Source organism: Kaistella gelatinilytica (assembly GCF_015679325.1).
Taxonomy (GTDB): domain Bacteria; phylum Bacteroidota; class Bacteroidia; order Flavobacteriales; family Weeksellaceae; genus Kaistella; species Kaistella gelatinilytica.
Window position 1 is genome coordinate 864,541 of record NZ_JADPVI010000001.1, and the last position, 25,290, is coordinate 889,830.

At 34.4% G+C, this 25,290-nt stretch carries 23 protein-coding genes; 8 read left to right on the plus strand and 15 right to left on the minus strand.

Features of this window, described 5'->3' with window-relative positions:
• Positions 1 to 4: 4 nt before the first annotated feature.
• Positions 5 to 691, minus strand: coding sequence for a tRNA (5-methylaminomethyl-2-thiouridine)(34)-methyltransferase MnmD (gene mnmD, locus IV494_RS03760; protein ID WP_196078819.1), 687 nt, complete (start codon positions 689 to 691; stop codon positions 5 to 7).
• 84 nt (positions 692 to 775) lie between these two features.
• Between mnmD and IV494_RS03765 the strand changes: the two genes are divergently transcribed.
• From IV494_RS03765 to IV494_RS03775, 3 genes are all read left to right on the plus strand, one after another.
• Positions 776 to 1,849: a branched-chain amino acid aminotransferase gene (locus tag IV494_RS03765; RefSeq protein ID WP_196078820.1), complete on the plus strand. Its 1,074-nt coding sequence runs from the start codon at positions 776 to 778 to the stop codon at positions 1,847 to 1,849.
• A 97-nt stretch (positions 1,850 to 1,946) separates the two neighbouring features.
• On the plus strand, positions 1,947 to 2,456 hold the full coding sequence (locus tag IV494_RS03770) for an FKBP-type peptidyl-prolyl cis-trans isomerase (protein ID WP_196078821.1): 510 nt from the start codon (positions 1,947 to 1,949) through the stop codon (positions 2,454 to 2,456).
• Between the two features lie 83 nt (positions 2,457 to 2,539).
• Positions 2,540 to 3,592, plus strand: coding sequence for a peptidylprolyl isomerase (locus IV494_RS03775; RefSeq protein WP_196078822.1), 1,053 nt, complete (start codon positions 2,540 to 2,542; stop codon positions 3,590 to 3,592).
• Between the two features lie 325 nt (positions 3,593 to 3,917).
• Here IV494_RS03775 and IV494_RS03780 read toward each other — a convergent pair whose 3' ends face one another.
• Entirely contained in the window at positions 3,918 to 4,745 is an 828-nt protein-coding gene (locus tag IV494_RS03780) for an ion transporter (protein WP_196078823.1), read from the minus strand.
• 59 nt (positions 4,746 to 4,804) lie between these two features.
• Between IV494_RS03780 and IV494_RS03785 the strand changes: the two genes are divergently transcribed.
• Positions 4,805 to 5,902: a Nif3-like dinuclear metal center hexameric protein gene (locus tag IV494_RS03785; RefSeq protein WP_196078824.1), complete on the plus strand. Its 1,098-nt coding sequence runs from the start codon at positions 4,805 to 4,807 to the stop codon at positions 5,900 to 5,902.
• 4 nt (positions 5,903 to 5,906) lie between these two features.
• Positions 5,907 to 6,686 carry a zinc ribbon domain-containing protein gene (locus tag IV494_RS03790; protein WP_196078825.1) on the plus strand — a complete coding sequence of 260 codons (780 nt, stop codon included), beginning with the start codon at positions 5,907 to 5,909 and terminating at the stop codon, positions 6,684 to 6,686.
• Between the two features lie 74 nt (positions 6,687 to 6,760).
• On the opposite strand, the gene IV494_RS03795 is transcribed toward IV494_RS03790, so the two are convergent.
• A complete protein-coding gene (locus IV494_RS03795; RefSeq protein ID WP_196078826.1) occupies positions 6,761 to 7,960 on the minus strand; it encodes a pyridoxal phosphate-dependent aminotransferase in 1,200 nt (399 codons plus the stop codon).
• Between the two features lie 86 nt (positions 7,961 to 8,046).
• On the opposite strand from IV494_RS03795, the gene rsmG reads away from it, so the two are divergent.
• The 3 genes from rsmG to IV494_RS03810 all read left to right on the plus strand — a co-directional run bounded on the left by rsmG (position 8,047) and on the right by IV494_RS03810 (position 11,974).
• The gene (rsmG, locus tag IV494_RS03800) at positions 8,047 to 8,682 is read left to right on the plus strand and encodes a 16S rRNA (guanine(527)-N(7))-methyltransferase RsmG (protein ID WP_196078827.1); all 636 of its coding nucleotides are present in this window, start codon (positions 8,047 to 8,049) and stop codon (positions 8,680 to 8,682) included.
• A gap of 54 nt (positions 8,683 to 8,736) precedes the next feature.
• Entirely contained in the window at positions 8,737 to 9,153 is a 417-nt protein-coding gene (locus tag IV494_RS03805; protein ID WP_196078828.1) for a hypothetical protein, read from the plus strand.
• Positions 9,154 to 9,247: 94 nt separating this feature from the next.
• Positions 9,248 to 11,974, plus strand: a complete 2,727-nt coding sequence (locus IV494_RS03810) for a PD-(D/E)XK nuclease family protein (RefSeq protein WP_196078829.1) — start codon at positions 9,248 to 9,250, stop codon at positions 11,972 to 11,974.
• A gap of 84 nt (positions 11,975 to 12,058) precedes the next feature.
• Here IV494_RS03810 and IV494_RS03815 read toward each other — a convergent pair whose 3' ends face one another.
• The 12 genes from IV494_RS03815 to IV494_RS03870 form a co-directional block, all read right to left on the minus strand.
• The gene (locus tag IV494_RS03815; RefSeq protein WP_196078830.1) at positions 12,059 to 13,240 is read right to left on the minus strand and encodes an acyl-CoA dehydrogenase family protein; all 1,182 of its coding nucleotides are present in this window, start codon (positions 13,238 to 13,240) and stop codon (positions 12,059 to 12,061) included.
• A gap of 119 nt (positions 13,241 to 13,359) precedes the next feature.
• On the minus strand, positions 13,360 to 14,118 hold the full coding sequence (locus tag IV494_RS03820; RefSeq protein WP_196078831.1) for an NUDIX hydrolase: 759 nt from the start codon (positions 14,116 to 14,118) through the stop codon (positions 13,360 to 13,362).
• A 146-nt stretch (positions 14,119 to 14,264) separates the two neighbouring features.
• Positions 14,265 to 14,777 (minus strand): hypothetical protein, encoded by a 513-nt coding sequence (locus tag IV494_RS03825; RefSeq protein ID WP_196078832.1) that lies wholly within the window; start codon positions 14,775 to 14,777, stop codon positions 14,265 to 14,267.
• Positions 14,778 to 15,226: 449 nt separating this feature from the next.
• On the minus strand, positions 15,227 to 17,032 hold the full coding sequence (locus tag IV494_RS03830) for a phospholipase D-like domain-containing protein (protein WP_196078833.1): 1,806 nt from the start codon (positions 17,030 to 17,032) through the stop codon (positions 15,227 to 15,229).
• A 227-nt stretch (positions 17,033 to 17,259) separates the two neighbouring features.
• Entirely contained in the window at positions 17,260 to 19,662 is a 2,403-nt protein-coding gene (locus IV494_RS03835) for a S9 family peptidase (RefSeq protein WP_196078834.1), read from the minus strand.
• A gap of 83 nt (positions 19,663 to 19,745) precedes the next feature.
• On the minus strand, positions 19,746 to 20,174 hold the full coding sequence (locus tag IV494_RS03840) for a DoxX family protein (RefSeq protein ID WP_196078835.1): 429 nt from the start codon (positions 20,172 to 20,174) through the stop codon (positions 19,746 to 19,748).
• Positions 20,175 to 20,239: 65 nt separating this feature from the next.
• Entirely contained in the window at positions 20,240 to 21,115 is an 876-nt protein-coding gene (gene era, locus IV494_RS03845; protein WP_196078836.1) for a GTPase Era, read from the minus strand.
• Positions 21,116 to 21,242: 127 nt separating this feature from the next.
• Positions 21,243 to 22,013 (minus strand): SGNH/GDSL hydrolase family protein, encoded by a 771-nt coding sequence (locus IV494_RS03850; RefSeq protein ID WP_196078837.1) that lies wholly within the window; start codon positions 22,011 to 22,013, stop codon positions 21,243 to 21,245.
• A gap of 15 nt (positions 22,014 to 22,028) precedes the next feature.
• Positions 22,029 to 22,796, minus strand: coding sequence for a class I SAM-dependent methyltransferase (locus tag IV494_RS03855; protein WP_196078838.1), 768 nt, complete (start codon positions 22,794 to 22,796; stop codon positions 22,029 to 22,031).
• Positions 22,796 to 23,605, minus strand: coding sequence for a type I methionyl aminopeptidase (gene map / locus IV494_RS03860; protein WP_196078839.1), 810 nt, complete (start codon positions 23,603 to 23,605; stop codon positions 22,796 to 22,798). Before map ends, IV494_RS03855 begins: the two co-directional genes overlap by 1 nt.
• A gap of 67 nt (positions 23,606 to 23,672) precedes the next feature.
• Positions 23,673 to 24,104: a BT0820 family HAD-type phosphatase gene (locus IV494_RS03865; protein WP_196078840.1), complete on the minus strand. Its 432-nt coding sequence runs from the start codon at positions 24,102 to 24,104 to the stop codon at positions 23,673 to 23,675.
• A gap of 92 nt (positions 24,105 to 24,196) precedes the next feature.
• The gene (locus IV494_RS03870) at positions 24,197 to 25,174 is read right to left on the minus strand and encodes an acyl-ACP desaturase (protein ID WP_196078841.1); all 978 of its coding nucleotides are present in this window, start codon (positions 25,172 to 25,174) and stop codon (positions 24,197 to 24,199) included.
• Positions 25,175 to 25,290: the final 116 nt, after the last annotated feature.

Here is a 25,290-nt window from a genome sequence, read left to right on the forward strand (position 1 = left end):
TTACTTAGTTCTCAGAACCCATTTTCACAGCATTAATCATCTCTCTTTTTCCCGGAGGTCCAGCTTTTTTCTCTACTTTAAAATGAAGTTCCTTCAAAATCCTGCGCACACTTCCCTTAGAGGAGTACGTCGTAAGTAATCCGTCAATTTCCATTTTATTTGAAACCATCCGAAATATTTTTTCTTCCCACAAATCTGGCTGAACTCTTGCCCCGAAACAATCATAATAAACAAGATTAATTTTTGGAAGGGTTAAATTTTCGATGTCAAAAAAATCGCAATGAAATTTAGTAAAGAAAAAATTAGGTAAAATTTCTATTCGTTGATTCCATTCACAAGTATGCAAAACATCGTATATTTTTTTGATGTCCGGATCGTCAAAAAATGATCCGTAATCCAATTCTTTCACTTCGTTTGCGTTTACGGGATATTTTTCGATGGTGAAATAATTAATAACATGATTTTTATCATTTTTCAAAAAATCATTAATTGTAACCAAAACATTTAAACCTGTACCAAAACCGAGTTCTAAAATGTTAATTTCATAATTATATACCAAATTTAATCCGTTTTTAATAAAGACATGATTGGCTTCCTGTAAAGCACCGTGATGCGAATGATAGTTTTCATTTAAATCATTTATATACAATGTCTTACTGCCATCTTCGGTAGTTCTGATCTCTCTTTCCATCTTAAATTTTTCCAAAATTAATTTAAAATTTTGATATTTGAAAAATTATATTAAATTTGTAGAACATCAAAAATAATTTTTAATATGATAATTCAAAAATCTACCAATCCAAGAATTTCAAGCTTTGATCCTGAAAATTTTTCTTTTGGAAATACGTTTATCGATCACATGATTATCTGCGAATTTGAAGACGGAAAATGGGGCGATGTTAAATTGGTTCCATATGGTCAACTTCCGTTTTCTCCTGCTATGATGGGCGTAAATTACGGTCAAGCCTGTTTTGAAGGAATGAAAGCATATAAAGATAAAGACGGAAAAGTCTTTCTCTTCCGTCCGGAAAAGAATTTTGCGAGAATTAATAAGTCGGCTGCACGTTTGGCAATGCCGGAAGTTACTGAAGAAATGTTTTTGGAAGGTTTGAAGGCGCTTGTCGATATGGACAGAAACTGGATTCCTCAGGGAGAAGGAATGTCTTTATACATTCGTCCACTGATTTTTGCTACGGAAGAAGCTTTGAAAGCGAGAATTGCAAATAAATATATGTTTGCGATCGTTGCAACTCCTGCAAAAAGTTATTACACCGAACCTGTTTCAGTAAAAATATCAGATTTCTATTCCAGAGCAGCAAATGGTGGAGTAGGTTCTGCAAAAGCAGCCGGGAATTATGCAGCTTCATTTTATCCTACGAAATTAGCGATGGAAGAAGGCTACGACCAGATCATCTGGACTGATGATTCTACCCACGAATATTTTGAAGAAAGTGGAACAATGAATGTTTTTGTGAGAATCAATGATACGATTTATACGCCACCAACTTCAGAAAAAATTCTCGACGGTATTACGAGAGACAGTTTTATTGCATTAGCAAATAAGAGAGGAATTGAAATGAAAATTGAACCTATTTCTGTAAAAAATGTTGTTGAAGCTCAAAAGAACGGAACTTTGAAAGAAGTTTGGGGAGTTGGGACAGCTGTTGTAACGACCGTTTTCGAGGCATTAGGTTATAAAGGAGAAAAATTAATGCTTCCGAGATTATCATTAGAAGAAAGTTTCGCATTAACGCTTCAAAAAGATTTGGTAGATATTCAAACCAATAAAGCGGAAGATCCTTTCGACTGGAGGGTTTTGGTAGAAAAAAATGTTTTAGAAACTGTTTAATTTCGATCTAAATTAATATAAAAAACCGGAAAAAATTTTTATCCGGTTTTTTCGTTTTATAATGTGGTGCGAATTTCTTATTTTCGCAAAAGTTTTTATGCAAAAAATAATTATAATTTCCTCGCTGTTTCTAATGGGTTGTGCACAGAATACCCAAACTCATCCTCCTGTAGGCGGATTTTTGAGCGAAAAAGATATGAATACTTCCAGGAACAGAGCGAAAAATTTGAATGTTACCGAAAGAATACAAATTCAGGACTGGATCAGAAATCAAGACCAGAAATTTTATCCAATGAGTTTGAATTATTGGGTAAACATTGATGAGTTGCAGAAGAATCCCAGAAAAAATGATGGTGATGTCATTTCCTACAGATACGATATCTTTGATTTCGATCACGTGAAACTTCTTGATACCTCCAAAGAAAGAATCAATGTTCATTTTGGACATTTTGAAGAGTTAAAGGCAGTCGAAGATGCATTGAGGTATTTACAAAAAAATCAGGAGGCAACGCTTTTGGTACCGTCAGTTTTAGCTTTTGGGACCTATGGAGACAATGAGAAAATCGCAAATGATATGCCCTTGATCATCAAAATAAAAGTACTATAAATCTTATATTAATGTTAAAGAAAAATTTTTTAATCGCAGTAGCGGCACTTTCGCTAACTAGTTGCACCTCAATTTATAAAAAAATGAACGTAGACAAAGAAACTTACGAAGGTCTGAAAGAAGGTCTTTATGGCAATTTCCAAACTTCAAAAGGAAATATGATCGTTAAATTCGAAGACAAAGATGCTCCCGTTACAGTTGCCAATTTTGTTGGTTTGGCTGAAGGGAAAATCGATAACAAAGCAAAAGCTAAAGGAGTTCCTTTTTACGACGGAACTATTTTCCACAGAGTGATAAAGGATTTTATGATTCAGGGAGGTGATCCTCAAGGAACGGGAATGGGTGATCCAGGTTATAAATTTGACGACGAGAAAAATAATTTGCAGCACACTGGGAAAGGAATTCTTTCTATGGCCAATTCTGGTCCTAATACCAACGGTTCTCAGTTCTTCATTACTGAAGTTGCGACGCCTTGGTTAGATGGAAAACACACTATTTTTGGTAAAGTAGTCAACGGTTTAGACATTGTTGATGTCATTGCAAATGTTGAAAAAGGACCACAGGATAAACCTAAAACCAATGTTGTTTTAGAAAAAGTGTCGATCTTCTCTAAAGGTGACCAGTACAAAGGTTACGATGCAGCAAAAATTTTCACTGAAGGAAAATCTAAAATTGCAGAAGATAATAAAGCCATGATGGCAAAGATCGAAGCCGATAAAAAGAAAAAAGAAGAAGAATTTGCAGCCAATCAGCAAAGGCTTGTTGATGATTTGAAAGCTACAATGCAATCAACTCCATCAGGATTATTTTATAAGATTACCAAAAAAACAGACGGCGTTGTTCCACAAAAAGGCGACGAAGTTTCTGTACATTATGCTGGTAAATTAGTTGATGGGACTGAATTTGATTCTTCATTCAAAAGAAATCAACCGATCGATATTCCAATCGGAGTTGGTCAGGTAATTAAAGGTTGGGACGAAGGAATATTATTATTGAAAGAAGGCGAAACTGCAACTTTGCTTATTCCGTCTGAATTAGGATATGGCGCAAATGGAGCAGGAGGAGTAATTCCACCAAACGCATGGTTAATTTTTGATGTTGAACTTGTAAAAGTAAAAAGCAATCTGTCAAAATAATTGATATCATATGGTGTAAAAATCACCATTTATTTTAAATAAATACAAACAACACTTCTTATTGAAGTGTTGTTTTATTTTAGGCGTAACATTTAATTTTAAAAAAATAACCTTTTATTTAAAAATAGGGTGATTTCACGGTTGATCGTGATAGAATTAACTTCTATATTTGAGCATCGAAAAGAATCAAACAAAACACAAATGATGGAAACTTTTCAATGATGATCTGTTCGACAGAGCAGGGATTCGAAAGAAACTCTAAACAAACAAAACACAAATGATTGGGGAGTTCGACAAAGATGCATTTTTTAAATGCATCTTTTTTTTATTTTAATTTTTCCGCGCAAATTTTGCAAAATCTGGCATCGTCATCATTATCACTATTACCGCATCTCGGGCAACTTTTATACAAATCCTGACGCTTATTTCGCATCTCTGCCGTTACAATTCCGGTCGGAACTGCAATAATAGAATAACCTGCAAGCATCAAAAGAACCGAAAGAAATTTTCCCAGCGGAGTACCGGGGGAAACATCACCGTAGCCAACCGTCGTCACGGTGACAACTGCCCAGTAAATACTTTGTGGGATACTTTCAAATCCTTCCCGATGTCCTTCTACCATAAACATGAGCGAACCAACGATTACGGAAAAAATCATCAGGAACATCAAGAAAATATAGATTTTACGGGAACTGTTTTTTAAAGCAGTTACAATAAATTTACCGTCATTCATAAAATCCAGTAAATTGAATATTCTGAAAACTCTCAGCATTCTCAACATTCTGAGAATCAAAAAATACTTGGTAATTGGGATGAATAAACTTAGATAAAAGGGCAGTATGGCTAAGAAGTCGATGACTCCAAAAAAACTAAAAATATAGGCTTTCTTATTACGGAGCGTGACAATTCTTAAAATATATTCTATTGTAAAAATGACCGTAATAAAAATTTCTATCACAATAAAGATATGATGAAGTTTCGCATCATAAACACTTACACTTTCCATCATTACGATGAAAGTACTTAGCAAAATAAGAAAAAGGAGAATAAGGTCAAATGCTTTACCAGGTTTTGTATCTGCCTTAAAGATAACCCTGAAAACCAGTCGTTTCCATTTTGTCCTCTCCGGTAAAAAATCGTGTTCTCTTTCCATATTTAGCAAAAAATTAAATTTAAAGAAATTATCCTTAATTTCGCTACAAACTTAAGAAAATGACTATTAATAAAGCAATTTTTGAAATTCAAAAGCGAATTCCTTTAAAACAGGCAGAAGATTTCGATAATGTTGGACTTTTGTGCGGAAATCCTGATCGGGAATTAACTGGGATTCTAATTTGTCATGATGCGCTGGAAAATGTGGTAAACGAAGCGATTGAAAAACATTTAAATTTAATAATTACTTTTCATCCGATTATTTTTTCAGGATTAAAGTCGTTGACTGGAAATAATTACGTAGAGCGATCAGTATTGAAAGCCATCGAAAACCAAATTGCAATTTATGCGATTCATACTGCTTTTGACAATCATTACTTCGGAGTGAATTATGGCATTTGCGAAAAGTTAGGTTTAAAAAATCAACAAATTTTGATGCCTAAATCGAATAATTTAAAAAGTCTGGAAGTTTATGTTCCCACTGAATATTCAGAAAAAGTGAAAGAAGCTTTATATGCAGCTGGTGCGGGAAATATTGGTTTTTATGATGAATGCAGTTTTACAGTTTCAGGAAATGGAACTTTCAGACCAAATGAGGGTTCAAATCCTTTTTCAGGCCAGCAAGACACTCGAGAAAACGCAGACGAGCAAATGATTTCAGTCATATTTGAATCGTACAAACAAAATCAAATACTTGCCGCAATGAAAACTTCGCATCCTTATGAAGAGGTCGCACACAAGATTTTAAGTTTAGAAAATGATAATCAATACGCTGGTTTGGGACGTTTCGGAGACTTGGAAAAAGAAATGACCGAAAATGAATTTTTAAAATTAGTGAAGGATCAATTTAATCTGAAAATAATCCGACACTCTAATTTCAATGGAAAAAATATTAAAAGAGTCGGCGTTTTGGGAGGAAGCGGAACCAGCGGAATAAAAGCTGCATTTTCAAAAAATTGCGATGCTTACTTAACAGGTGATGTAAAATACCACGATTTTTTTAAAAATGAAGACAAAATGATGATCTGCGACATTGGTCATTTTGAGTCCGAACAATTTGTAACTCAACAATTATTTGAGGTTTTATCGGAAATTTTTCCTAAATTTGCAATCTCAAAATCTCTTGAGAAAACCAATCCTGTAAATTATTTTTTATAACAATATGGCTAAGAAAACTGTAGAAATCTCCGTTGAAGATAAGTTAAGAGCGCTTTACGATTTACAAATAATCGATTCCAGATTAGATGAAATTCGTAACACCAGAGGTGAATTGCCGATTGAAGTTGAAGATTTGGAAAGTGAAATCGAAGGTCTTGCTAAAAGATCCGAAAAATTCGCAGCTGAAATTAAAGAACAGAATGACGAAATTAATACAAAAAATGAAGTCATCAATCACGCGAAATCTTTGATCGATAAATACAAATCGCAACAAGATACCGTACGAAATAACAAAGAATTCGAAGCTTTAGACAAAGAAATTGAATTTCAAGAACTTGAAATGCAACTATCAGATAAAAGAATTAAAGAATTTTCTGCGAAAATCTCTCATAAAAACGAAACTTTCGAAGAACTGAATAATAAAATTGCAGAATTAAAAACCCACCTTAAATTTAAAAAAGAAGAGCTGGAAAATTTAGTTTCTGAAACTCAAAAAGAAGAAGATTTTCTGATCGCTAAATCAAAAGAATTTGCAGCAAATATCGATGCGAGATTATTGGCTTCTTACCAAAGAATCCGTACGAACTCTCCAACAGGACTTGCTGTTGTAGGCTTAGAAAGAGGTGCGCCAAAAGGTTCATTCTTCACTTTGCCTCCGCAAAAACAAATGGAAATTGCACAGAGAAAGAAAATCATCATTGATGAACACAGTGGAAAAATTCTTGTTGACGACGATATGGTGAATGAAGAAAACGAAAAAATGAAAGATATTATTAAATTCTAATAATTTCCGAAAAATAAAAAAAGCCAGTTTGAAAATTTCAAACTGGCTTTTTTGTAAATTGTATTTAAAGAAAATTAACTGATCGTGCTGTTTTCCAAACAATCTTTAATTCTTTTCATGGCTTCTATCAGCTCTTTTTCGGATGCGGCATAAGAAAACCTCACACAGTTTGAGTTTCCGAATGAAACACCTCCCACGGTTCCGACATGAGCTTCATCCAGCAAAAACATTGCAAAATCATCTGCATTATTAATAATTTTCCCGTTTAGAGATTTACCAATGTAATAGGAAATATCAGGAAAAAAATAGAAAGCCGATTCCGGATAATTCACTTTAAATCCCGGAATTTCTTTCATCAAATTATAAACGATATCGCGTCGTTTTTTAAATTCCTCAATCATGTAACGATATTCAGAATAATCTGTTTTCAAAGCAGTTACCGAAGCTTTTTGAGCCATCGAATTCGCGCCGCTCGTCATTTGTCCCTGAATTTTTTCGCAACCGATTGCCAACCATTTCGGACAAGCAGAATAACCAATTCTCCAGCCTGTCATTGCAAAGGCTTTCGACATTCCGTTGATCACCGCAGTTTGTTCATAAACCTGCGGAAATTCAGCGATAGAAGTGTGTTTTCCGTCGTAATTAATGTATTCGTAGATCTCATCGGAAATAATAGTAATGTGAGGATATTTCGCGATCACATTTGCAATTTGCTCCAGTTCTTCATATTTATAAAAACTTCCGGAAGGATTACACGGTGAACTGTAAAGCAAAGCTTTTGTTTTAGGCGTGATGGCTTTCTCCAATTGTTCTGCAGTCATTTTAAAATCAGTTTCAATTGAAGTTTCAATAAAAACAGATTTTCCGCCCACCATTTTTACCATTTCATCGTAACTCACCCAATATGGCGCAGGTAAAATCACTTCATCACCATCATTAATAATAGCCGATAAAACATTTAAAATCGACTGTTTTGCACCGTTAGAAACGCATATTTGAGAGGGAAAATACTCTAAATGATTATCTCGTTTTAATTTTTCGCAAATTGCTTCCCGCAAATCCAGAAATCCTGGAACAGGAGAGTAGTGACTGAAGTTATTATTGATAGCAGCAAAAGCAGCTTCTTTAATATTTTTCGGAACATCAAAATCAGGTTCACCAAGGGTTAAACTGATAACATCGATTCCTTTCGCCTTCATTTCCCGCACCTTGTTGCTCATCACAAAAGTCTGCGAAAAACTCATCCGATTCAGTCGCTCTGAGTAATTATTCATAATTATTTTTAAGTTTCTCAAAGATAATTTTTTTCTGCAAAGTTTTAAACTTGTTTCTTTAAATTTGTAGAAATTATAATCAAAGCATGTCAGTTGAATTAATTCAAAAATATTTCCCGGATCTTTCTAAAGTTCATATCGAACAGTTTGCAAAATTAGAGGAACTTTATAAAGAATGGAATGAAAAAATAAATGTGATTTCCCGGAAAGATATGGATTCTCTTTACGAAAAACATATTCTGCATTCCCTCGGAATTGCAAAAGTGATGAAGTTTTCACCCACCACAAAAGTTCTGGATATTGGGACTGGAGGAGGTTTCCCCGGAATACCGCTTGCTATTTTGTTTCCTGAAGTTCACTTTACACTCGTAGATTCAATCGGTAAAAAAATTACAGTCGTGAAAGAAGTTTCAGAAGGAATCGGTCTCAAAAATATCACTGCTATTCATGGAAGAGCCGAAGATGTGAAAGGTCAATTTCACTTTATTGTAAGCAGAGCTGTAACTCAAATGCCTATTTTTCTCCGTTGGTTAAGAGGTAAATTTGAAAAAGAACAGTTTAATCCAAAACACAATGGCGTGCTTTATTTGAAAGGCGGTGATCTCACTGAAGAATTGGCTGGAATGAAAACTGAAATATTTAATCTTCAAAATTATTTTGAAAGTGAATTTTTCGAAACAAAAAAGGTGGTATATTTATCTAAGGGAAATTTTAATTCTTAATATTGCATAATAAAGGTTTTATGTTTATCGTTTTAATAATATAAATAGGACATCATGAAAAAAATATTACTTTTTAGTTTACCAATAATATTGACTTTCAGTGTAATGAGTTGCAATGACCGTTTCGAAGGAGACGAAATTCTAAATACCGAAGCACTCAAAATTGACAGCGTGAAAATTGCACAGGACACGATGGATGTTTTGACTACCCAAACTATTAAAACATACTCCAATTATACCGCAAAATGCGAAGGATTTTATGGATACGATTATTTGCATACGTCCGAGTTTGAAAGAAAGGTGATCTCCTATAAATTTAAAACAACTGCAGCTTGCGGAGATCTGGTGACTAAATCTTCTCAGATTAATTTTAATCCGCAGAAAATAGGAACTTATCTTTTCAAATTTTACAACGGTCAGGATTCTGCAGGTCAAAATATCTACATTCAAAAAAATATCGTCGTTCGATAAATCTTATTTTCAACAATTATAAAACCTCAGGAAAAACTCATTTTTCTGAGGTTTTCTATTTTAATTTTCTTATTTTTCATCTTTCCATTTTTATATGAAATTTCTTCAAAAAATAATTACCGAACTCCTGGAACAAAATGCTGATTTATCGGGATTTGATATTGTTCTTCCCGGTAAAAGACCGATTGTTTTCATCAAGAAAATTTTGAGAGAAAAACAATATTCTGGTTTTCTACCCAACTTCTTTACCATTGAGGATTTAATAACAGATCTTTCCGGAAAGCAGCCTGTTCAGGGAATTTCTTTATGGCTATTTGCTTTCCAGATCTATCATGAACTTCATCCGTCGGAAGATTTCGCCAATTTTTTGAAATGGTTTCCGACTTTGTTGAAAGATTGGGATGATATTTTGAAATTTTCTGAAAGCGATAAAGCGGTTTTAGAATATATGTTTGATGAGGAAAGAATTAAAAACTGGTCCGAAAACTTAGGAGATTCAGAAGATCTTCCACGCAGAAAGTTTTTAAATTTCTGGCAGAAGATGAATGTTTTTCTACCCATTTTAAAGCAAAAACTGAACGAAAAAAATTGGGCAACTTCTGGAATGATTCACGAATCAGCCAAAGATAAAATTGAAAATTTTGCGCGAAAGACGGTGCAAAAATTTGTGTTTTGTGGCTTTAATGCCTTTACGCCAGTTGAGGAAAAATTGATAAAAAGTCTTTTACAATGGGATAAAGGACAATGTTTTTTTCAGGCAGATTCGTATTATTTCAATGATGAAAGACAGGAAGCCGGGAAATTTTTGCGCAGTCATAAATTTTGGAAAGAGTTTACAGAAAAAAGACCTTTCCAATGGATCGAAAATGATTTTGCCCAAGCAAAAAATATTAAAGTTTATGAAGTTTCCGGCAACATAACGCAGACAAAGGTTTTACCTGAAATCTTCAAAGAGATCAATGATCCAAATCTTTCTAAAACAGCAGTGGTTTTACTCGACGAAAATCTGCTTCCTGCGAGTTTAGATGCCATGAATTCAGTGCAATATCTTAATATTACGATGGGATTTCCGTTGAAAAATTTAGGGTTTAGCAATGCGATGAAGCAGCTTTTCTATCTTCAAAAGCAATTGGAGAAAAAGAATTCCTCGTATTATTACAACGACGTTTTGTCCGTTTTAGAAGAATTGCCTAATTCAGAAATTGATCAGGAAATTATTACCAATTTTAAATTTAATATTGAAGAAAGAAACATCGTTTATATTTCTAAAAAACAGTTCACAGAATTTCTTGCGGAGCTCTCTTATTTTGAACTTTTCAAGAAAGCATCTTCAATTAAAGACTTTTTAGATCTGCTCATTAAATTTTGCTATGAGTTGAAATTCAGAGATCTGGATGATATTTTATACGAAAATATCGCTCATTTTGAAAAGAGTTTTAAAATCATTCAAAATCAAATTTCACCGTATTCTTTTGAAATTAAAATGGAAACGCTGGAAGTCTTGATCAATCAACTGGTAAGTTCGGAATCCATTGATTTTCAAGGAGAACCACTGCAAGGGTTACAAGTTATGGGACTTTTGGAAACACGTCTTCTCAATTTCGAAAATGTAATCCTTTTATCCGTAAATGAAGGTAAATTACCGCTCGGAAATTCACAGAATACCTATCTACCGTTTGATGTACGTCAACATTTTGATCTGCATACTTTTTTGGAAAACGACAGCATTTATGCTTATCATTATTATCGCTTAATTCAGGATGCCAAGAATGTTCATCTTCTTTTTAATGCTTTAAATTCCGGCGTAAATACGGGAGAAAAAAGCCGTTTTATTACCCAGATGGAAATTGAAGATGTTCATCATCAAATTGAAAATGTCATCATTGAAAATTCCTCAGATCCAATTCAGCAGGAATTGATTCAAATTGAAAAAACTCCAAAAGTTCTAGAGAAATTGGAAGAATGGAAAACCCGGGTTTCCGCGTCTCATTTAACATCTTATCTCTATAATCCGGTAGATTTTTATCTTACAAAAATTTTGAGTACGCGGGAGACAAATGAAATTGAAGAAGAACTGTCCCAAAGAAGTTATGGCAATTTAGTGCATTATGCACTTCAATATATTTATGAGAAATTAGTCGGTAAAAAACTAACTGTAAAGGATTTGACTCTTACTGATGAAGCGTTACTCGAATCCATTAATGCAGCCATAGAAACTTTAAAACACCAGGTTGAATTTTATGCAAAAGGAATGAATTTTATTCACAAATCAATTGCGGAAAGAGTAGTGCGCAATGTTTTGGATTACGATAAAAAAATGGTGGAGGAAGGAAATTCTCTCGAGATCTTAAGCGTTGAGGGAAATTTCGAAGGCATTGATTTTTATTTAGATGAAGCGAAAACGGACAAAGTTTCTTTTTATGGATTCATTGACCGGGTTGACCGACTCAACGGAAATTTAAGAATCATCGATTTTAAAACTGCAAAGACGAAAAACCTCTCCATTTCAGCTCCAAAAAAACCAGAAGATGTAGAAAAATTAGAACAGCTTTTTTTCCGCGATGATTACAAACAGGCGATGCAATTGTGTATTTATGCGTATTCAGTTTTAAAGCAAAACAAAAATCCCGATAATTTCGTCGAATGTGGAATCTGGAGTTTTGCAGAAGTGAATAAAGGGGTTCAGAATTTACAGATTTTTGGAGAAGATGAAATATCATTAAAACTTTTGGAAACTCCCATGAAATCAATAAAAAATGTAATTCTTGATATCTTAGATAAGGAAAAACATTTTGTTGAAGAAGAGAAAGTAAGTTGGTAATTGAATTAAAATTCGAACTTTTTAAGACCTAAAAAAAACCTTCAATTAATTGAAGGTTTTCTATTTTATTTGAAAGAATTAAAATTATCCGAAAGCATTAATTCCTGTAATATCCATTCCGGTGATCAATAAATGAACGTCATGCGTTCCTTCATAAGTAATTACAGATTCAAGATTTGCAGCGTGACGCATCATCGGGAATTCACCCATAATTCCCATTCCGCCAAGAATCTGACGCGATTCTCTCGCGATGTCTATCGCCATTTTTACGTTATTTCTTTTCGCCATAGAAATCTGTGCAGGCGTAGCTTTATGGTCATTTTTCAACCTTCCTAACTGAAGACAGAGCAATTGTGCTTTTGTAATTTCTGTTAAGAATTCAGCTAATTTTTTCTGTTGCAACTGGAATCCGGCAATGGGTTTTCCAAATTGTGTTCTTTCTTTTGCATATTGTAAAGCGGTGCAATAACAATCTACTGCAGCACCGATAACGCCCCATGAAATTCCGTAACGTGCAGAATTTAGACAAGATAAAGGACCTTTTAATCCTGTAACATTTGGTAATAAATTTTCTTTTGGAACTTTGACGTTATTAAAAACCAGTTCCCCGGTTTTCGAAGCACGAAGACTCCATTTATGATGCGTTTCGGGAGTTGTAAAACCTTCGAAAGCTCTTTCTACAATCAATCCCTGAATTTTTCCTTCTTCATTTTTTCCCCACACAACGGCAATATCACAAAGCGGTGCGTTGGTGATCCACATTTTAGCACCATTCAATAAATAATGATCACCTTTATCTTCGAAATGCGTTTCCATGGAACTTGGATCAGACCCGTGATTAGGCTCTGTCAATCCAAATGCACCGATCATTTCTCCCGAAGCCAAATGAGGTAAGAATTTTTTCTTTTGCTCTTCAGAACCGAACTCATTGATAGGAAACATAACCAAAGAACTTTGTACAGAAGCCGCTGAACGAATCGCAGAATCTCCGCGCTCCAATTCCTGCATAATTAATCCGTAAGAGATCTGATCTAAACCAGAACCGCCGTATTCTTCGGGAATGTAAGGACCTAAAGCTCCAATTTTCCCCAATTCTTTCATCAGGTTTGGAATATCGGTATGGTTTTGTGCAGCTTCATCAATTTTCGGCATCACAAAACTTTCAACCCAGTCTCTCACCGATTGCCGAATCAGCTTGTGTTCTTCGGTCAATAGTTCATCCATTAAATAGTAATCAGGAAGGGTCGTAAGAGGGTAGTATGACATTTTTTAGATTTTGTTAAAATTAAGATTTTTTGGAACGATGAGGAAATTTTTAAGCGTATTTCCGGAAGATCTTACTGAAATAAATGAGTAGTATTCGTAGAATTTCATGAAAGTGATCATTAGAGTAATTCGTACAATTTTTTATCTGCAAATTTATAAAGGTAAGGTGCTTTATTTGCAGAACCATCGAATAGTTTTTCCAGTCTCTCCAAGGAATTTAAGGCTAAAATTTTTCGCTGGAAATTATTTCTTCTGAATTTTTCATCAAGTACAATTTCGTAAACGGTCTGTAATTCTTTCATGGTAAATTTTTCCGGCAACAAACTGCTTGCAACGATCTGAGTATCAATATTTCGACGGATAAATTCCAGTCCTTTCTTAATAATTTCTTCATGATCGAAAGCCATTTTTGGGAGATCATTTACTTCAAACCATTTACATTCTTCAATTATATTATTGGGAAAAGTATCTACCAAAGAAAAATCGATCAGACTGCAATAGCCGACTGTCACGAAACGTTGGAATGTCCAGTGATCTTTCGGAACCTCAATGTGTTTGCTTGCGAGTAAAACCCGGTGTGCATTATTCTCAGTTCTATTCCGATCTCCAAAAGTCTGAAACTGTTCCAAGAAAATATTTGAAAGATGTGTGCGCTCGTACAAAACACGAGCTGCAGCGTCATGTAGATCTTCATCATTAAAAACGAAACCTCCAGGTAAAGAGCACAGATTGAGATCATGATATTTGAGAAGCAAAACTTTCATAATGCCCTTATGAAACCCAAAAATCACGCAATCAACAGATATATGCTGCACAAAATCCCGTGTATCCAGAAGTTCCTGTAGGTTTTGTTTATTTTTAGAATCGTCGATTTTCATACGGAGAAATTAATAAATAAAGCTTTTAAAAATTTGATTAGTCTAAAGTAGTTAAACTTATCACATGAACTATGTTTATTGCAATAGATAATGAAAATTGCTACAATCATTTAAATTTATATGATATTACACTGATAAGATCAGTCTTATTTTACCGTCATTTTTTTATCAAAATCCTTGCAATCAACTTGTTTCAGACTTGAACCATCAAATTTAAGTTTGGAGGTATTTACATATAAATCTTTTTTATCTTCAACTTTATGGTCGCCAATACCTTCTTTTAATAGATCTTTCTTTTTCAGGAAATAAATTTCGCGCTCCGACTTCATACCTTCTGACTGAAAAGTGTAGTTTAGTTTTAAAGTATCGCCGTTCTGCGTTCCCACAATATCGCCAAATGAACTGTCTTTTTCCGCATTTTTATAACGCATTTTTCCTGTGATAGTGCCCAGATTATCATCCAGAGAAATAAATACAGAGTCTTTTCCTGTAACTCCTAAATAGCAGGTTTGTTGGGTAGAAGATTCTATTGGTTCTGAATTTTCCGGAACAACGACAACCGAATCGTTTGTATTTTTTATATTAATGTTTTCGGAGATTTTTTTTTCGCAGCTCAGAATAAAGAGCAATGCACACGTTGTCAAAAGATATTTTTTCATGTCAGTTTTAATTGTTTAGTGGCTCAAATTTAATGTTTTTTAGCTGAAAAAAGTTTCGTTGTAAATCAGCTTGCTAGAAATTTATTTAATTCCGGTGATGATGATGAAAACTTTTAAGCTGAGTTTGTAGATTTCCAGCTAAGAGAATTATTTTCTTTACACTTAAACTTTTCGCTAACAGTTTATTGGAGTTAATAAATATTTTAAAGCTAATCGATGAGAATCTGCTGAATTATTTAATTCAGATAAATCCCGGGAAAAGAGGATTTGGTGTAAAGTAATATGGTCAATACACCCATATTTTAATTTCTCTAAAAAGTCCTATAATTTATATTATGTTAAATAGAATATATTTTCTGAATTATAATGTTATGAGAAAATTCATTGTCATAAACTCGGAACTAATTATCAAACCCGTTAACTATAGGAGTTCAACGAATGACTTTCTTCTATTTCTTCATATAAAGTTTCCTTTGTCTGCATTTCAAATTTCCTTCCGTTAACCAGGATTCTGACCATTTTTTTGCGCCGGATAAATTATCCAGCCAAAGATGTCCCACATTTTCCAGCGAAGTATTTCTCCAGTGAAAATGATCAACCAATCGTAAAGCTTCTATGGCAAAAGCGGTGACAATATCTTTATCCCGAATTTCCAGTAAATTATCACCATTTTTTTGTTCCGGACCGAAAGCTAAATTTGAACTTCCACAATAAACCACCGGATCATTTCCTTTAAAATTGACAACGATAAATTTATGATGAATTGCGTAACCATCTATTCCGGGAACTGTTCCGAAAGGTTCTGGTAGATTGTTTTCAATTCCTCTTGCCGCAACTCTAATTCCTCTTTTTGAGTTCGGTTTGTACAGGAAAATTCCAAAATCTTCGTCATTTTTTCCGATGGTATCGGTAATTCCGTAGCTGAAAACATTTTCATTTGATATCTGTTTGCGAAGTGAACTTAAAATACTTCCTGCGCTTCGATCATTCATCACTGCAAATAAAATATCTGTAGTATCTGCTTTCTCGATTTTGGTGCTGATCCGGTCAAAAATCCTTTCTGCATCTACTTTGCTATGAGGTGCAACAGTCACTGTCATTTCAGGAGATGACGCCGTTTTAAGAATTTGGTGGTCTTTCTGTGGAAACGCTTCTGCTTTAAAATTCTTCATATTTTCATCTCCAAAAGAAGCATCAAAAATATCAGAATAAAGTTGTGCTATTTTAGAGTTTTTAAAAATAATTACGTGATTGCTGTTCACATAAAATCCGTTCGTAGAGAAATTTGCAGATCCTGTCAACACTTTTTTTGGAACGGCTTTTTTCAATTGAATCATTATTTTACAATGCGCCAAAGCACTGAAATGTCCTCTTTTGATATGATCAGTATCGCTTACTTTGAGAAATTCTGTTTCAAAAATTGTTTCAAAAGCTTTTTCTTCTTTGTGACCCTTGGAATCATCCAGAATGATTAGCAAGCGTTTTTCTTTTGCCAACTGAAGCAATCTTTTACAAATTTCAGGTTCATCTAAATCGAAGGCAAAAACCTTTAAATTTAAAGTTTTATCTTTTATCGTCTCCTCTAAAAATTCTATAATTCTGTTTCTTGCCTGCCATCCTAACCATTCATGCTGTTCCTCAAAAGTGTATGGAACCAGCTCATTTTTCCGGGTCGTTTCGTTCCATCTCATTGCAGAATCAGCGATTTGCTTGATGTTAAAGATCAATTCATTATTATTCTTCGGGCGAACAGAATTATTTTTCCGACTGAATCTTGTAGCGTACGCAACGGAGGAAACAAATCCTCTCGTAAAAGCCAGTGTTGTACTTTTTTCCTGATAAGGTTTTACCGGAATATCAATTTCCACAGAAAGATCTGAATTGAGCGGCAACAATTTCCCGTCTTCGATAGATCTCGGTGTAATGGTATAAATATAATCTCCAAAAATTGCTTTCTTGGTTGTGATGTCGGTGTTTGGCACGTGAACCCAATTGAATTTTTGTATGGGTGAATAAAGGGTTGAATTTCTGTCATATTGTTTAATTCCGCTATTTTTTCTGAACTCATCATCGAAAGTCAGGCGGTTGTAAATATACTTTTCAATCCATTGATCACCTTCTTTGTACTTGAAAGCGATTGAAAAACCTGCTAAGTTTTTAGTCAAATGCTCGGTAAGATCGAATGCCAAAAGTGTGATCGCATCTCCGCTGTAAGCACGAACACTTACCCCATTTTTGGTTTTAAAATTTTCCATGGTTATCGTTTTTGATTAGTTTTATGAAATAAAATTACAACTAATTTACTGATAACCAATTGATACGGAAAAAATATTGAAGGAGAACTACTTTAAAACATCAATTTATTTGGAGTTCTGCTTTTAAAAAAATCGCTCCTCCCCTTTTTAAAAACGATTTTTTATCGTCTTTCAATTTTAAAATAATCATCCAAAAAAAAGTCTTCCATTTCAGGAAGACTTTATCTTTATTTTTTTAAACATTTTTCCAGAAACTGATCTTCTTCCCAAAGAACATGGAAAATATTTTCTTTCGCTGCATAACCGTGAGCTTCTTTCGGTAAAAGTACCATTCTTACTGGTGCTCCCAGGTTTTTCAAAGCCTGAAAATATCTCTCTGTCTGAAGCGTAAAAGTTCCGGGATTATTGTCGGCATCACCATGAATCAATAATAGTGGAGTTTTCATTTTATCTGCATTCATAAAAGGTGACATTGCATTATAAATTTGCGGAATGTCCCAGTAGTTTCGCTGCTCGCTCTGGAATCCAAATGGTGTTAAAGTTCGGTTATAAGCGCCACTTCTTGCAATTCCACACGCATAATCTTTGGAATAAGTGAGAAGATTTGCCGTCATAAATGCGCCATAAGAATGACCACCAACTGCAACTTTATTGCGATCGATATACCCTAATTGATCAACCGCATCGATTGCAGCTTTTCCATTGGCAACTAGTTGTGTTATAAATGTGTCGTTGGGTTCCGTTTTTCCTTCGCCAATAATCGGGAAGGCTGCATCATCTAAAACCGCATAACCTTTCGTCACCCAATAAATGAAAGATCCATAACTAGGAAAAGTAAAATCATTCGGATTCTGCGTATTTTGACCCGCAGTATTTTTATCCTTATATTCAGTTGGATAAGCCCAAATTAGAAGCGGTAATTTCTCTGTATGATTTTTTCTGTCATAATTTGCTGGTAAATAAAGCGTTCCAGTTAATTCTACGCCGTCATTTCTTTTATATTTAATAACTTCTTTATACACCTTTTTTAAAGATTCAAAAGGATTTGCAAAAGCGGTCACGGGAGTTGATTTCTTCGATCTGATATTTCTGACGAAATAATTAGGATACGAATTTGCAGACTGCTGAATGGTTAAAACATCACCTTTTTGCGCATCAAGAATATCGATCAGGTTTTCTTTAGCTCCAGTTAAATTTGAAGTATACCATCTTTTTTTCTGCTGGGTTGTTAAATCCATTTCATCGATGAACGGTTTTTGTCCGTCTTTCGTAAAACCGGCGCCAATTAAAAATGCTTTATTGTTTTTAATGTCAATCACATTTCTGCCATACTGGTTTTTAGTTTTATTAAAATTACCGGGATCGCTGTAAACATCTTGTGAATTCCGGTCTTCAATGACTTTCGAAGTATTGTCTTTTAAATCGATCAAATAAGTTTTAAAATTTCTGGTATCATACCAATCTTCGGATACGAAAGCATAATCTGAGTTTGACCAATCTAAACCGGCGTATCTTTGTTTGGTTTTGAAGAAAGATTTCGGAGAGTTTGCAAAAGGAGCTTCCCAAATAAAGATCTCATCCCGAAAATCAACTGATTTTGCTTGGTCTCCACCGTCTAAAGCTTCTGCATAAACTAAAGTTGAAGGCTTATCATCTCGCCATTCCATGTATCTTTTGCCGGTTCGGACAGATGAAAAACCTTTCGCCATAATTTCATTTAAAGGAACTTCATTTACCGTTTTTACCAATGATCCGTTTTTATCATAAACGTTCGTTACCATTGGAAATCTGCTCAACGGAACGATATAAGAAAAAGGTTTTTTAATGGTTGTTGCCATCAAATAATTACCATCTGGGGAGAAACTTAAACCAGCATATAGATCAGCCTCTTTAAATGGAATGGCATTTCCATTCAAATCAATTTTATATAATTCCGCCGAAGTCAAGATCTCAAAATTCTTTTCGTCTTGTGGATTTTTCAGTAAATCCTGATATGTTCTGTTTTGCGAAACTTTTCCGTCTGAAGTCGAAACAATTGGTCCTGTTGGCAGATCTTTTTTGGTGTCCAGAAGTGCAGGCCGATCTTTTGGCAACATTTTTACCAAAAGATTTTCGGAATCTTTAAACCAGATAAATGGTGAACCTAAGTTTGAATTTAAATTAGAAGAAGATATTTTTTTTGCAGTTGCGGTTTCCAAATCTAAAACCCAGAGTTCTACTCCACCTTTGACAGTATTCGTAAAGGCAATTTTTCTTTCATTTGGTGACCAGGAAATATTGGTGATCTTTAGATTTTCCGGTAAACCTTTGACCTGAATCTCAGACTTATCTTTCAATTTCCGAACCTTCAAATTATTGACATAAGTAACACTGCTGGAAATATTGGTAACAGGATTAATCCGTAAACCACCGAGTTTTACTTCATCCTGATTGAGATCCTCTAAAGTTTTATAAGTATTTCGGTAAGAAAAAATCATCCAGTTTTTTTTACTGTCCATCATGACAGAAGGCGCTCTCTGAAAATCAGCAAGTTTCAGAATTTCTGCGGAAGGCTTTTGATAAGTAATATTTTCCTGCGCATCGCTAAAATTCAAAAACGCAAGCAAGCAAATTGTTAATTTTAATTTCATAAAAATTCTAATTTAAGTTTATAAAAAAAACAGCAAAAAAATTACTGTTTATTTGTGATCTGTTGAATCTGTAATTTCAGACATTACCAGCGAGATTCTCTCCTTTTGCTGATCATAGCGTCAATCGAAAATCTTCCCGGTCCTAAAGCCAAAATTAACAGATATACGGAAAGATATAGCAAACTTAGTTCACGCGTCGCAAAAACATCTGCGCTGTGTATAAATAATCCTGCTACAGCCATTGTTATCACCAGAAAGAAAACGGCTATTCTTGTGAACAGTCCTAAAATGATAAATATTGAGCAAACAAATTCGGCAAAAACAGCAATTGCTAAAGAACTTTTTGCACCCATTCCCAAAATATCGACAAACTTAATTTCTTCGCCAGAAAATAAAAGCTGAAGTTTGGGAAAACCGTGCGAAAGCATTGCGAAACCTATAAAAATTCTAATAACAAGAAGAACAATATCTGTAATTAAAGGATTGTTTTTCGTCGAAGTTAAATAATTCATTCAAATAATTTTAAAAGCAAATTTAATAAATCCTCTCCGTAACGGTATTCTGTGGTTATTTAGTTTTAGCTGTACCCAAAATTCTTTAAATCTCTGTCATTTTTTCGCCAGTCTTTTTTCACTTTTACAAATAAATTAAGATGGATTTTTTTCGAAAAGAATTTCTCCAGATCTAATCTTGCTTCTGTTCCTACTTTTTTTATTGCATCTCCTTTATGCCCGATAATAATACCTTTCTGGGTATCTCGCTCCACATAAATAATAGAATCAATAAAAATAATTCCTTCTTTTTCGTTAAAGATTTCGGTGACTACTTCTACGGAATAAGGAACTTCTTTATCGTAATTTAATAAAATTTTCTCCCGAATTGCTTCATTGACAAAAAATCGCTCCGGCTTGTCGGTATATTGATCTTTGTCGTAGTAGGGCGGATTTTCTGGTAATAAAGATTTCAATTTTGGCAAAATAGCATCGGTATTAAAACCTTTCAATGCAGAAATTGGCAGAATCTCCGCTTTTGGAATCCTTTCGTGCCACAACTCCATTGTTTTTTCTAAATCTTCCTGGTTTGACTCATCAATCTTATTAACCAAAATTAATACAGGTACAGGAATTTTATTCAGTTTGTCAACCAGAAATTCGAAGGGTTCAGTCCGGTCTAAAATATCAACGATGAAAAGGAAAACATCGGCATCCTGTAAAGAATCTTTCACATAATCCATCATTTTTTCCTGCAAACCATACTTCGGATCTAAAACTCCCGGCGTGTCAGAAAAAACGATCTGCAAATCTTCTTCATTATAAATCCCGAAAATTCGGTGTCTCGTTGTCTGTGCTTTCTGGGTTACAATTGCTAACTTCTCTCCCATCAATTGATTGAGAAGTGTCGATTTACCGGCATTCGGTTTCCCTACTATATTTACAAATCCTGCTTTGTGCATTCTTTTTTATTGAAGTAATTAAAAATTAAAAGACCTCGAAAATTCGAAATCTCTACAAAGGTAGTGAAACATTGTTGTACCACTAAAACTATAATTATCTAATGATCGATATTTTTATCAAAGGTTACTAAAAATTTATTTTCGATTGACCTAAAAATGTTACACAATCTTTCGCCCACAAATCATAACAGAGTTCTGAAGGATGAATTCCATCACTGAAAAATTCCCAAACTGTTTGACCTTCTTTGAGTTTTCCGAGCCATTCTTTAAAATTTATTTTTTCAGTCGGGAAATAAACATTTTTGTTCTTTAGAACTTGTGTGTTGAGATGATCTGCAAGAATATCTTTGTGATTTCCTAAAACCAGCTTCATTTCTTTCGAAAAGGCAGGAAACATTTCGATAGTCGGTAACTGCGCAAATAAAACTGGAGTTTCAGGAAATTTTTTTCGAAGATCATTAATTAAGCATTGAACACTTTCACGCCATTTTTTAGGTTGATTCAACTCAAAAGTATCATTCCCACCAATGCCGATCACCAAAAGGTTGCACTCTTTTTCAACAATTAAAGGAATAAGTTTTCTTTGAATTTTGTCAACATTATAACCTGTTTTAGCATAAACTTTCCAGTTGATATTATAATGAAATTTTTCGCTTAAAGCATTTGAGAAATGACCGGCAAAACCATTTTTGTGATTTTCTACGCCAACTCCGGCAAATGAACTTTCCCCAATAAATAAAATCTTTAAATTTTTATAGGAATTTGCGTTGATAAAACCTTCCGGATTTTTTGCTTCTGGGAATAATTGAATTTCTTTTTTGATCTTCTTTCCCTGAAAATAGATAATCGGTAATAACGGAATCGACTTTAATAAATGGAGGAAATAATTGTTTTTCATTTCAATTATTTTCATTTATTTCTTAGAAACGACGGGTAAAATTTCGTTCTCCATTAAAGAAAATCTTTCCCGTTCATCCCTTGAAAATTTCCTTGAATAAAAATTGATATCTGCTTCAAAACCAACATTTTTCAATCGATCAAAATAATCCATTCCGTACCAGCGAACATGGTCGTATTGTCCGAAATGTTTTTGTCTTTCTTTTGGATCTTTAATGGTGAAATCTTCGTAAGTCTTTTCTAAAGAATTCTTCATAGGAACCTGAAAAATTCCCCAGCCGCCTTTTCTCATCACCCGAAATAATTCGCTCATGGCTTTTTTATCGTCTTCAATATGTTCTAAAACATGGTTGCAAAAAACGATATCGAAACTTTCATCTTCAAAAGGTAAATCTAAAATATCTGCTTTTACATCGACGATCGGCGAGTAAAGATCCGCAGAAATATAATCCAGATTTTTCATTTTTTTGAATTTTCTGAGAAATTCCTGTTCAGGAGCGATGTGAAGAACTTTGTAATTTTTAGTAAAAAAGTCGGTTTCATTTTGCAGATACAACCACATTTGGCGATGACGTTCCAAACTTAATGTTCCGGGAGAAAGTGCATTTTCACGCTGTTTGCCGTAACCATATGGCAGAAACTTCCGATAAGATTTACCGTCGACTGGATCAGTAAATTTGTCACCTTTAAAAAATTGAACGATTAAAGGTCGCGCCAAAATACTCGCTTTGATCAATAAAGGTCTTGGGATTTTATTTAAGAGAAATTTAGTCAGGGTTTTCATTAAAAATCCAAAGTAAATGGTTTTTCCTCCTCACTTACGATTCCCAATGCTTCATAAATATATTTGTACGTAGAAAGTAAAACCGGTTTTCCGTTGATGATGCAAACGTCGTGTTCAAAATGTGCAGAAGGTGAATTATCAAGAGAAGTCACCGTCCAACCGTCATCATGAAATTTTACTTTTTCGGTCCCAAGATTTACCATAGGTTCGATGGCGAGAACGATTCCGTCTTTTAAAACTTTTCCACTGCCTTTTCGTCCGTAATTTGGAACCTGAGGATCTTCGTGCATTTTTCTACCTAAACCATGACCAACCAGTTCGCGAACAACACCATAACCGTGTTTTTCGCAATATTCCTGGATCGCAAAGGAGATATCTCCTACTCTTTTTCCACGAATACATTGCTCGATTCCTTTGTATAAAGATTCTTTTGTGATCTGCAATAATTTTTTTGTTTCCGGAGCCACTTCTCCAACCTCAAAAGAATAAGCGTGATCGCCGTAAAAACCATTCATATAAACGCCACAATCAACAGAAAGAATATCACCTTCCTCCAGCGGCTTTTCATTTGGAATACCGTGAACCACCTCAGCATTTGGAGAAATACAAAGGTTCTTCGGGAAACCATACATTCCAAGGAAAGCAGGTTCACCACCATGATCCCGAATAAATTCACCCCCTAAATTATCCAGATGCAAAGTAGTTACACCAGGTTTTATTTCTTTTGCAATCATTCCCAAAGTTTTGGAAACCAATTGTGCACTTTCGCGCATTAACCGAAGTTCTTCGATTGTTTTTAAGTGAATCATCGTTTATGTTGACAATATATTTTTTAATATTTTAAAACTAAAAGCTTCTATTTATTCCGGAAAAAAATTACCAAAACAAGCCTTTCTTTTTATCCTTTTTCATTTTTGAATAGGCCAAAACTTCATTGCCTTCTACACGAAATTCTATTCTGTCATTAATGATGTTGTAGATTTCTCCCCATCCTGGAAAACCGCCTAAATTTCTATCATCAATAAATAAGTCAGCATCGATTTTTCTGGAGGCTTCGGCGTGGTCAAAAGTCTCACCTTCAAAACTTGAGTTAACCGCATAAAATTCTACGCCATTTTTTTTGCAAAACTCTACTGCTTCGTCTAAAGTTTTACCATGGCGATACGTCCATAGAATTAAACGATACCCTTCTGACTGAAGTTTTTTCAAAGTTTCAAATGCAAAAGTCTTTGGTTTTCCGATCCCCGGATACGCGTCATCTACGACCGTACCGTCGAAATCAATGGCTAGTTTTTTATTGCTTTTCATCTCGGTCAATTTAATTTTTGCAAAGATAAGAAAATAAAAGAGTGGTAGAAAACATCGACCACTCTGAGAATAAATTCTACTATAATTTAATATTAAGATTTGATCCATTTGAACTGATGATCTAAATCTGGAGTTGCAATTCTGTCGGTGATCTTCTGTAATCTACCGGGAAGTTTCATTAAATATTCCTGTGCTTTCTCCGCTTTCTCATTTAATCCACTGATGTGTTCAATTTTCCAGTCATCAAGAAGTTCGCTCAGGATATTAATATAATCATGACCCGTGTAAACCATTGCTCTTTGTGCTGCATCTGAAAAATGAGACCAAAGCTCACCCGCTTTTTGCCCAGATTCGCGCATTAAATGTGCAGGCATAACAATTTTCTTGCGCATCATATCTTCAAAAGCAAGCATCATTTCTGATGGATCTACTTCGAAAATTCTGGTAACGAAATGTTTGTATGCTTTTGCATGTCGCGCTTCATCTGCAGCAATGACGCCACACATTTTGGCTAACTTCACATTTCCGCTTTGTTTTGCCAAAGTACCTACTCTTCTATGAGAAACATTGGTGGCAGTCTCCTGAAAACTCGTATAGACGAAATTTCTGTAAGGATCCATCGTTGTTCCGATATCAAGTCCGTCCTGAATTAAGTATTGAGTTGTAATTTCTACTTCTCTCATATTTACTCTTCCGCAGAGATAGAGATATTTGTTGAGCAGATCGCCGTGTCTGTTTTCTTCTGCAGTCCAGCTTCTTATCCATTGCGCCCATCCGGTAGCTTCTTCCTGATTAACACCATCAACACCCATCAACCACGATTCGTAAGTTGGCAATGCTTCTTCGGTAATACAGTCCCCGATCAACGTTACAAAAAGATCATAATCCATTTCTTGTGCAAACGTTTGAAGTTCCTCAACCTCATATTTAAATTCGTTTGAAGAGGAATCAGGCAGGAAATCGCTTGGTTGCCATATTTTTTCTACAGGAGTAAGGTAGGAGGAAATGAAGTCGTTAACTTCTGTTCCCAGATTTCGCATCACTTCTAATCTTACTAATTTATTGTACATGTTCTTTACTTTTTAAGAGAACAAATATAATCAAATTATTATTTGTTGCATAGAGGAAAAAAATTCAGCAGGAAAAATTTCCTACTGAATTTTGTCTTCATCATTTGTGTTAAAGC

Coding starts and splice junctions, on each gene's coding strand:
- era (WP_196078836.1), bottom strand. CDS start 21,115: ATGCACAAAGCAGGATTTGTAAATATAGTAGGGAAACCGAATGCCGGT.
- map (WP_196078839.1), bottom strand. CDS start 23,605: ATGATTCACTTAAAAACAATCGAAGAACTTCGGTTAATGCGCGAAAGT.
- IV494_RS03830 (WP_196078833.1), bottom strand. CDS start 17,032: ATGGAAAATTTTAAAACCAAAAATGGGGTAAGTGTTCGTGCTTACAGC.
- IV494_RS03820 (WP_196078831.1), bottom strand. CDS start 14,118: ATGAAAATCGACGATTCTAAAAATAAACAAAACCTACAGGAACTTCTG.
- rsmG (WP_196078827.1), top strand. CDS start 8,047: ATGTCAGTTGAATTAATTCAAAAATATTTCCCGGATCTTTCTAAAGTT.
- IV494_RS03840 (WP_196078835.1), bottom strand. CDS start 20,174: ATGAATTATTTAACTTCGACGAAAAACAATCCTTTAATTACAGATATT.
- IV494_RS03785 (WP_196078824.1), top strand. CDS start 4,805: ATGACTATTAATAAAGCAATTTTTGAAATTCAAAAGCGAATTCCTTTA.
- IV494_RS03805 (WP_196078828.1), top strand. CDS start 8,737: ATGAAAAAAATATTACTTTTTAGTTTACCAATAATATTGACTTTCAGT.
- IV494_RS03810 (WP_196078829.1), top strand. CDS start 9,248: ATGAAATTTCTTCAAAAAATAATTACCGAACTCCTGGAACAAAATGCT.
- IV494_RS03815 (WP_196078830.1), bottom strand. CDS start 13,240: ATGTCATACTACCCTCTTACGACCCTTCCTGATTACTATTTAATGGAT.
- IV494_RS03835 (WP_196078834.1), bottom strand. CDS start 19,662: ATGAAATTAAAATTAACAATTTGCTTGCTTGCGTTTTTGAATTTTAGC.
- IV494_RS03865 (WP_196078840.1), bottom strand. CDS start 24,104: ATGAAAAGCAATAAAAAACTAGCCATTGATTTCGACGGTACGGTCGTA.
- IV494_RS03870 (WP_196078841.1), bottom strand. CDS start 25,174: ATGTACAATAAATTAGTAAGATTAGAAGTGATGCGAAATCTGGGAACA.
- IV494_RS03765 (WP_196078820.1), top strand. CDS start 776: ATGATAATTCAAAAATCTACCAATCCAAGAATTTCAAGCTTTGATCCT.
- IV494_RS03855 (WP_196078838.1), bottom strand. CDS start 22,796: ATGAAAACCCTGACTAAATTTCTCTTAAATAAAATCCCAAGACCTTTA.
- IV494_RS03775 (WP_196078822.1), top strand. CDS start 2,540: ATGAACGTAGACAAAGAAACTTACGAAGGTCTGAAAGAAGGTCTTTAT.
- IV494_RS03825 (WP_196078832.1), bottom strand. CDS start 14,777: ATGAAAAAATATCTTTTGACAACGTGTGCATTGCTCTTTATTCTGAGC.
- IV494_RS03770 (WP_196078821.1), top strand. CDS start 1,947: ATGCAAAAAATAATTATAATTTCCTCGCTGTTTCTAATGGGTTGTGCA.
- IV494_RS03850 (WP_196078837.1), bottom strand. CDS start 22,013: ATGAAAAACAATTATTTCCTCCATTTATTAAAGTCGATTCCGTTATTA.
- IV494_RS03780 (WP_196078823.1), bottom strand. CDS start 4,745: ATGGAAAGAGAACACGATTTTTTACCGGAGAGGACAAAATGGAAACGA.
- IV494_RS03795 (WP_196078826.1), bottom strand. CDS start 7,960: ATGAATAATTACTCAGAGCGACTGAATCGGATGAGTTTTTCGCAGACT.
- IV494_RS03790 (WP_196078825.1), top strand. CDS start 5,907: ATGGCTAAGAAAACTGTAGAAATCTCCGTTGAAGATAAGTTAAGAGCG.
- mnmD (WP_196078819.1), bottom strand. CDS start 691: ATGGAAAGAGAGATCAGAACTACCGAAGATGGCAGTAAGACATTGTAT.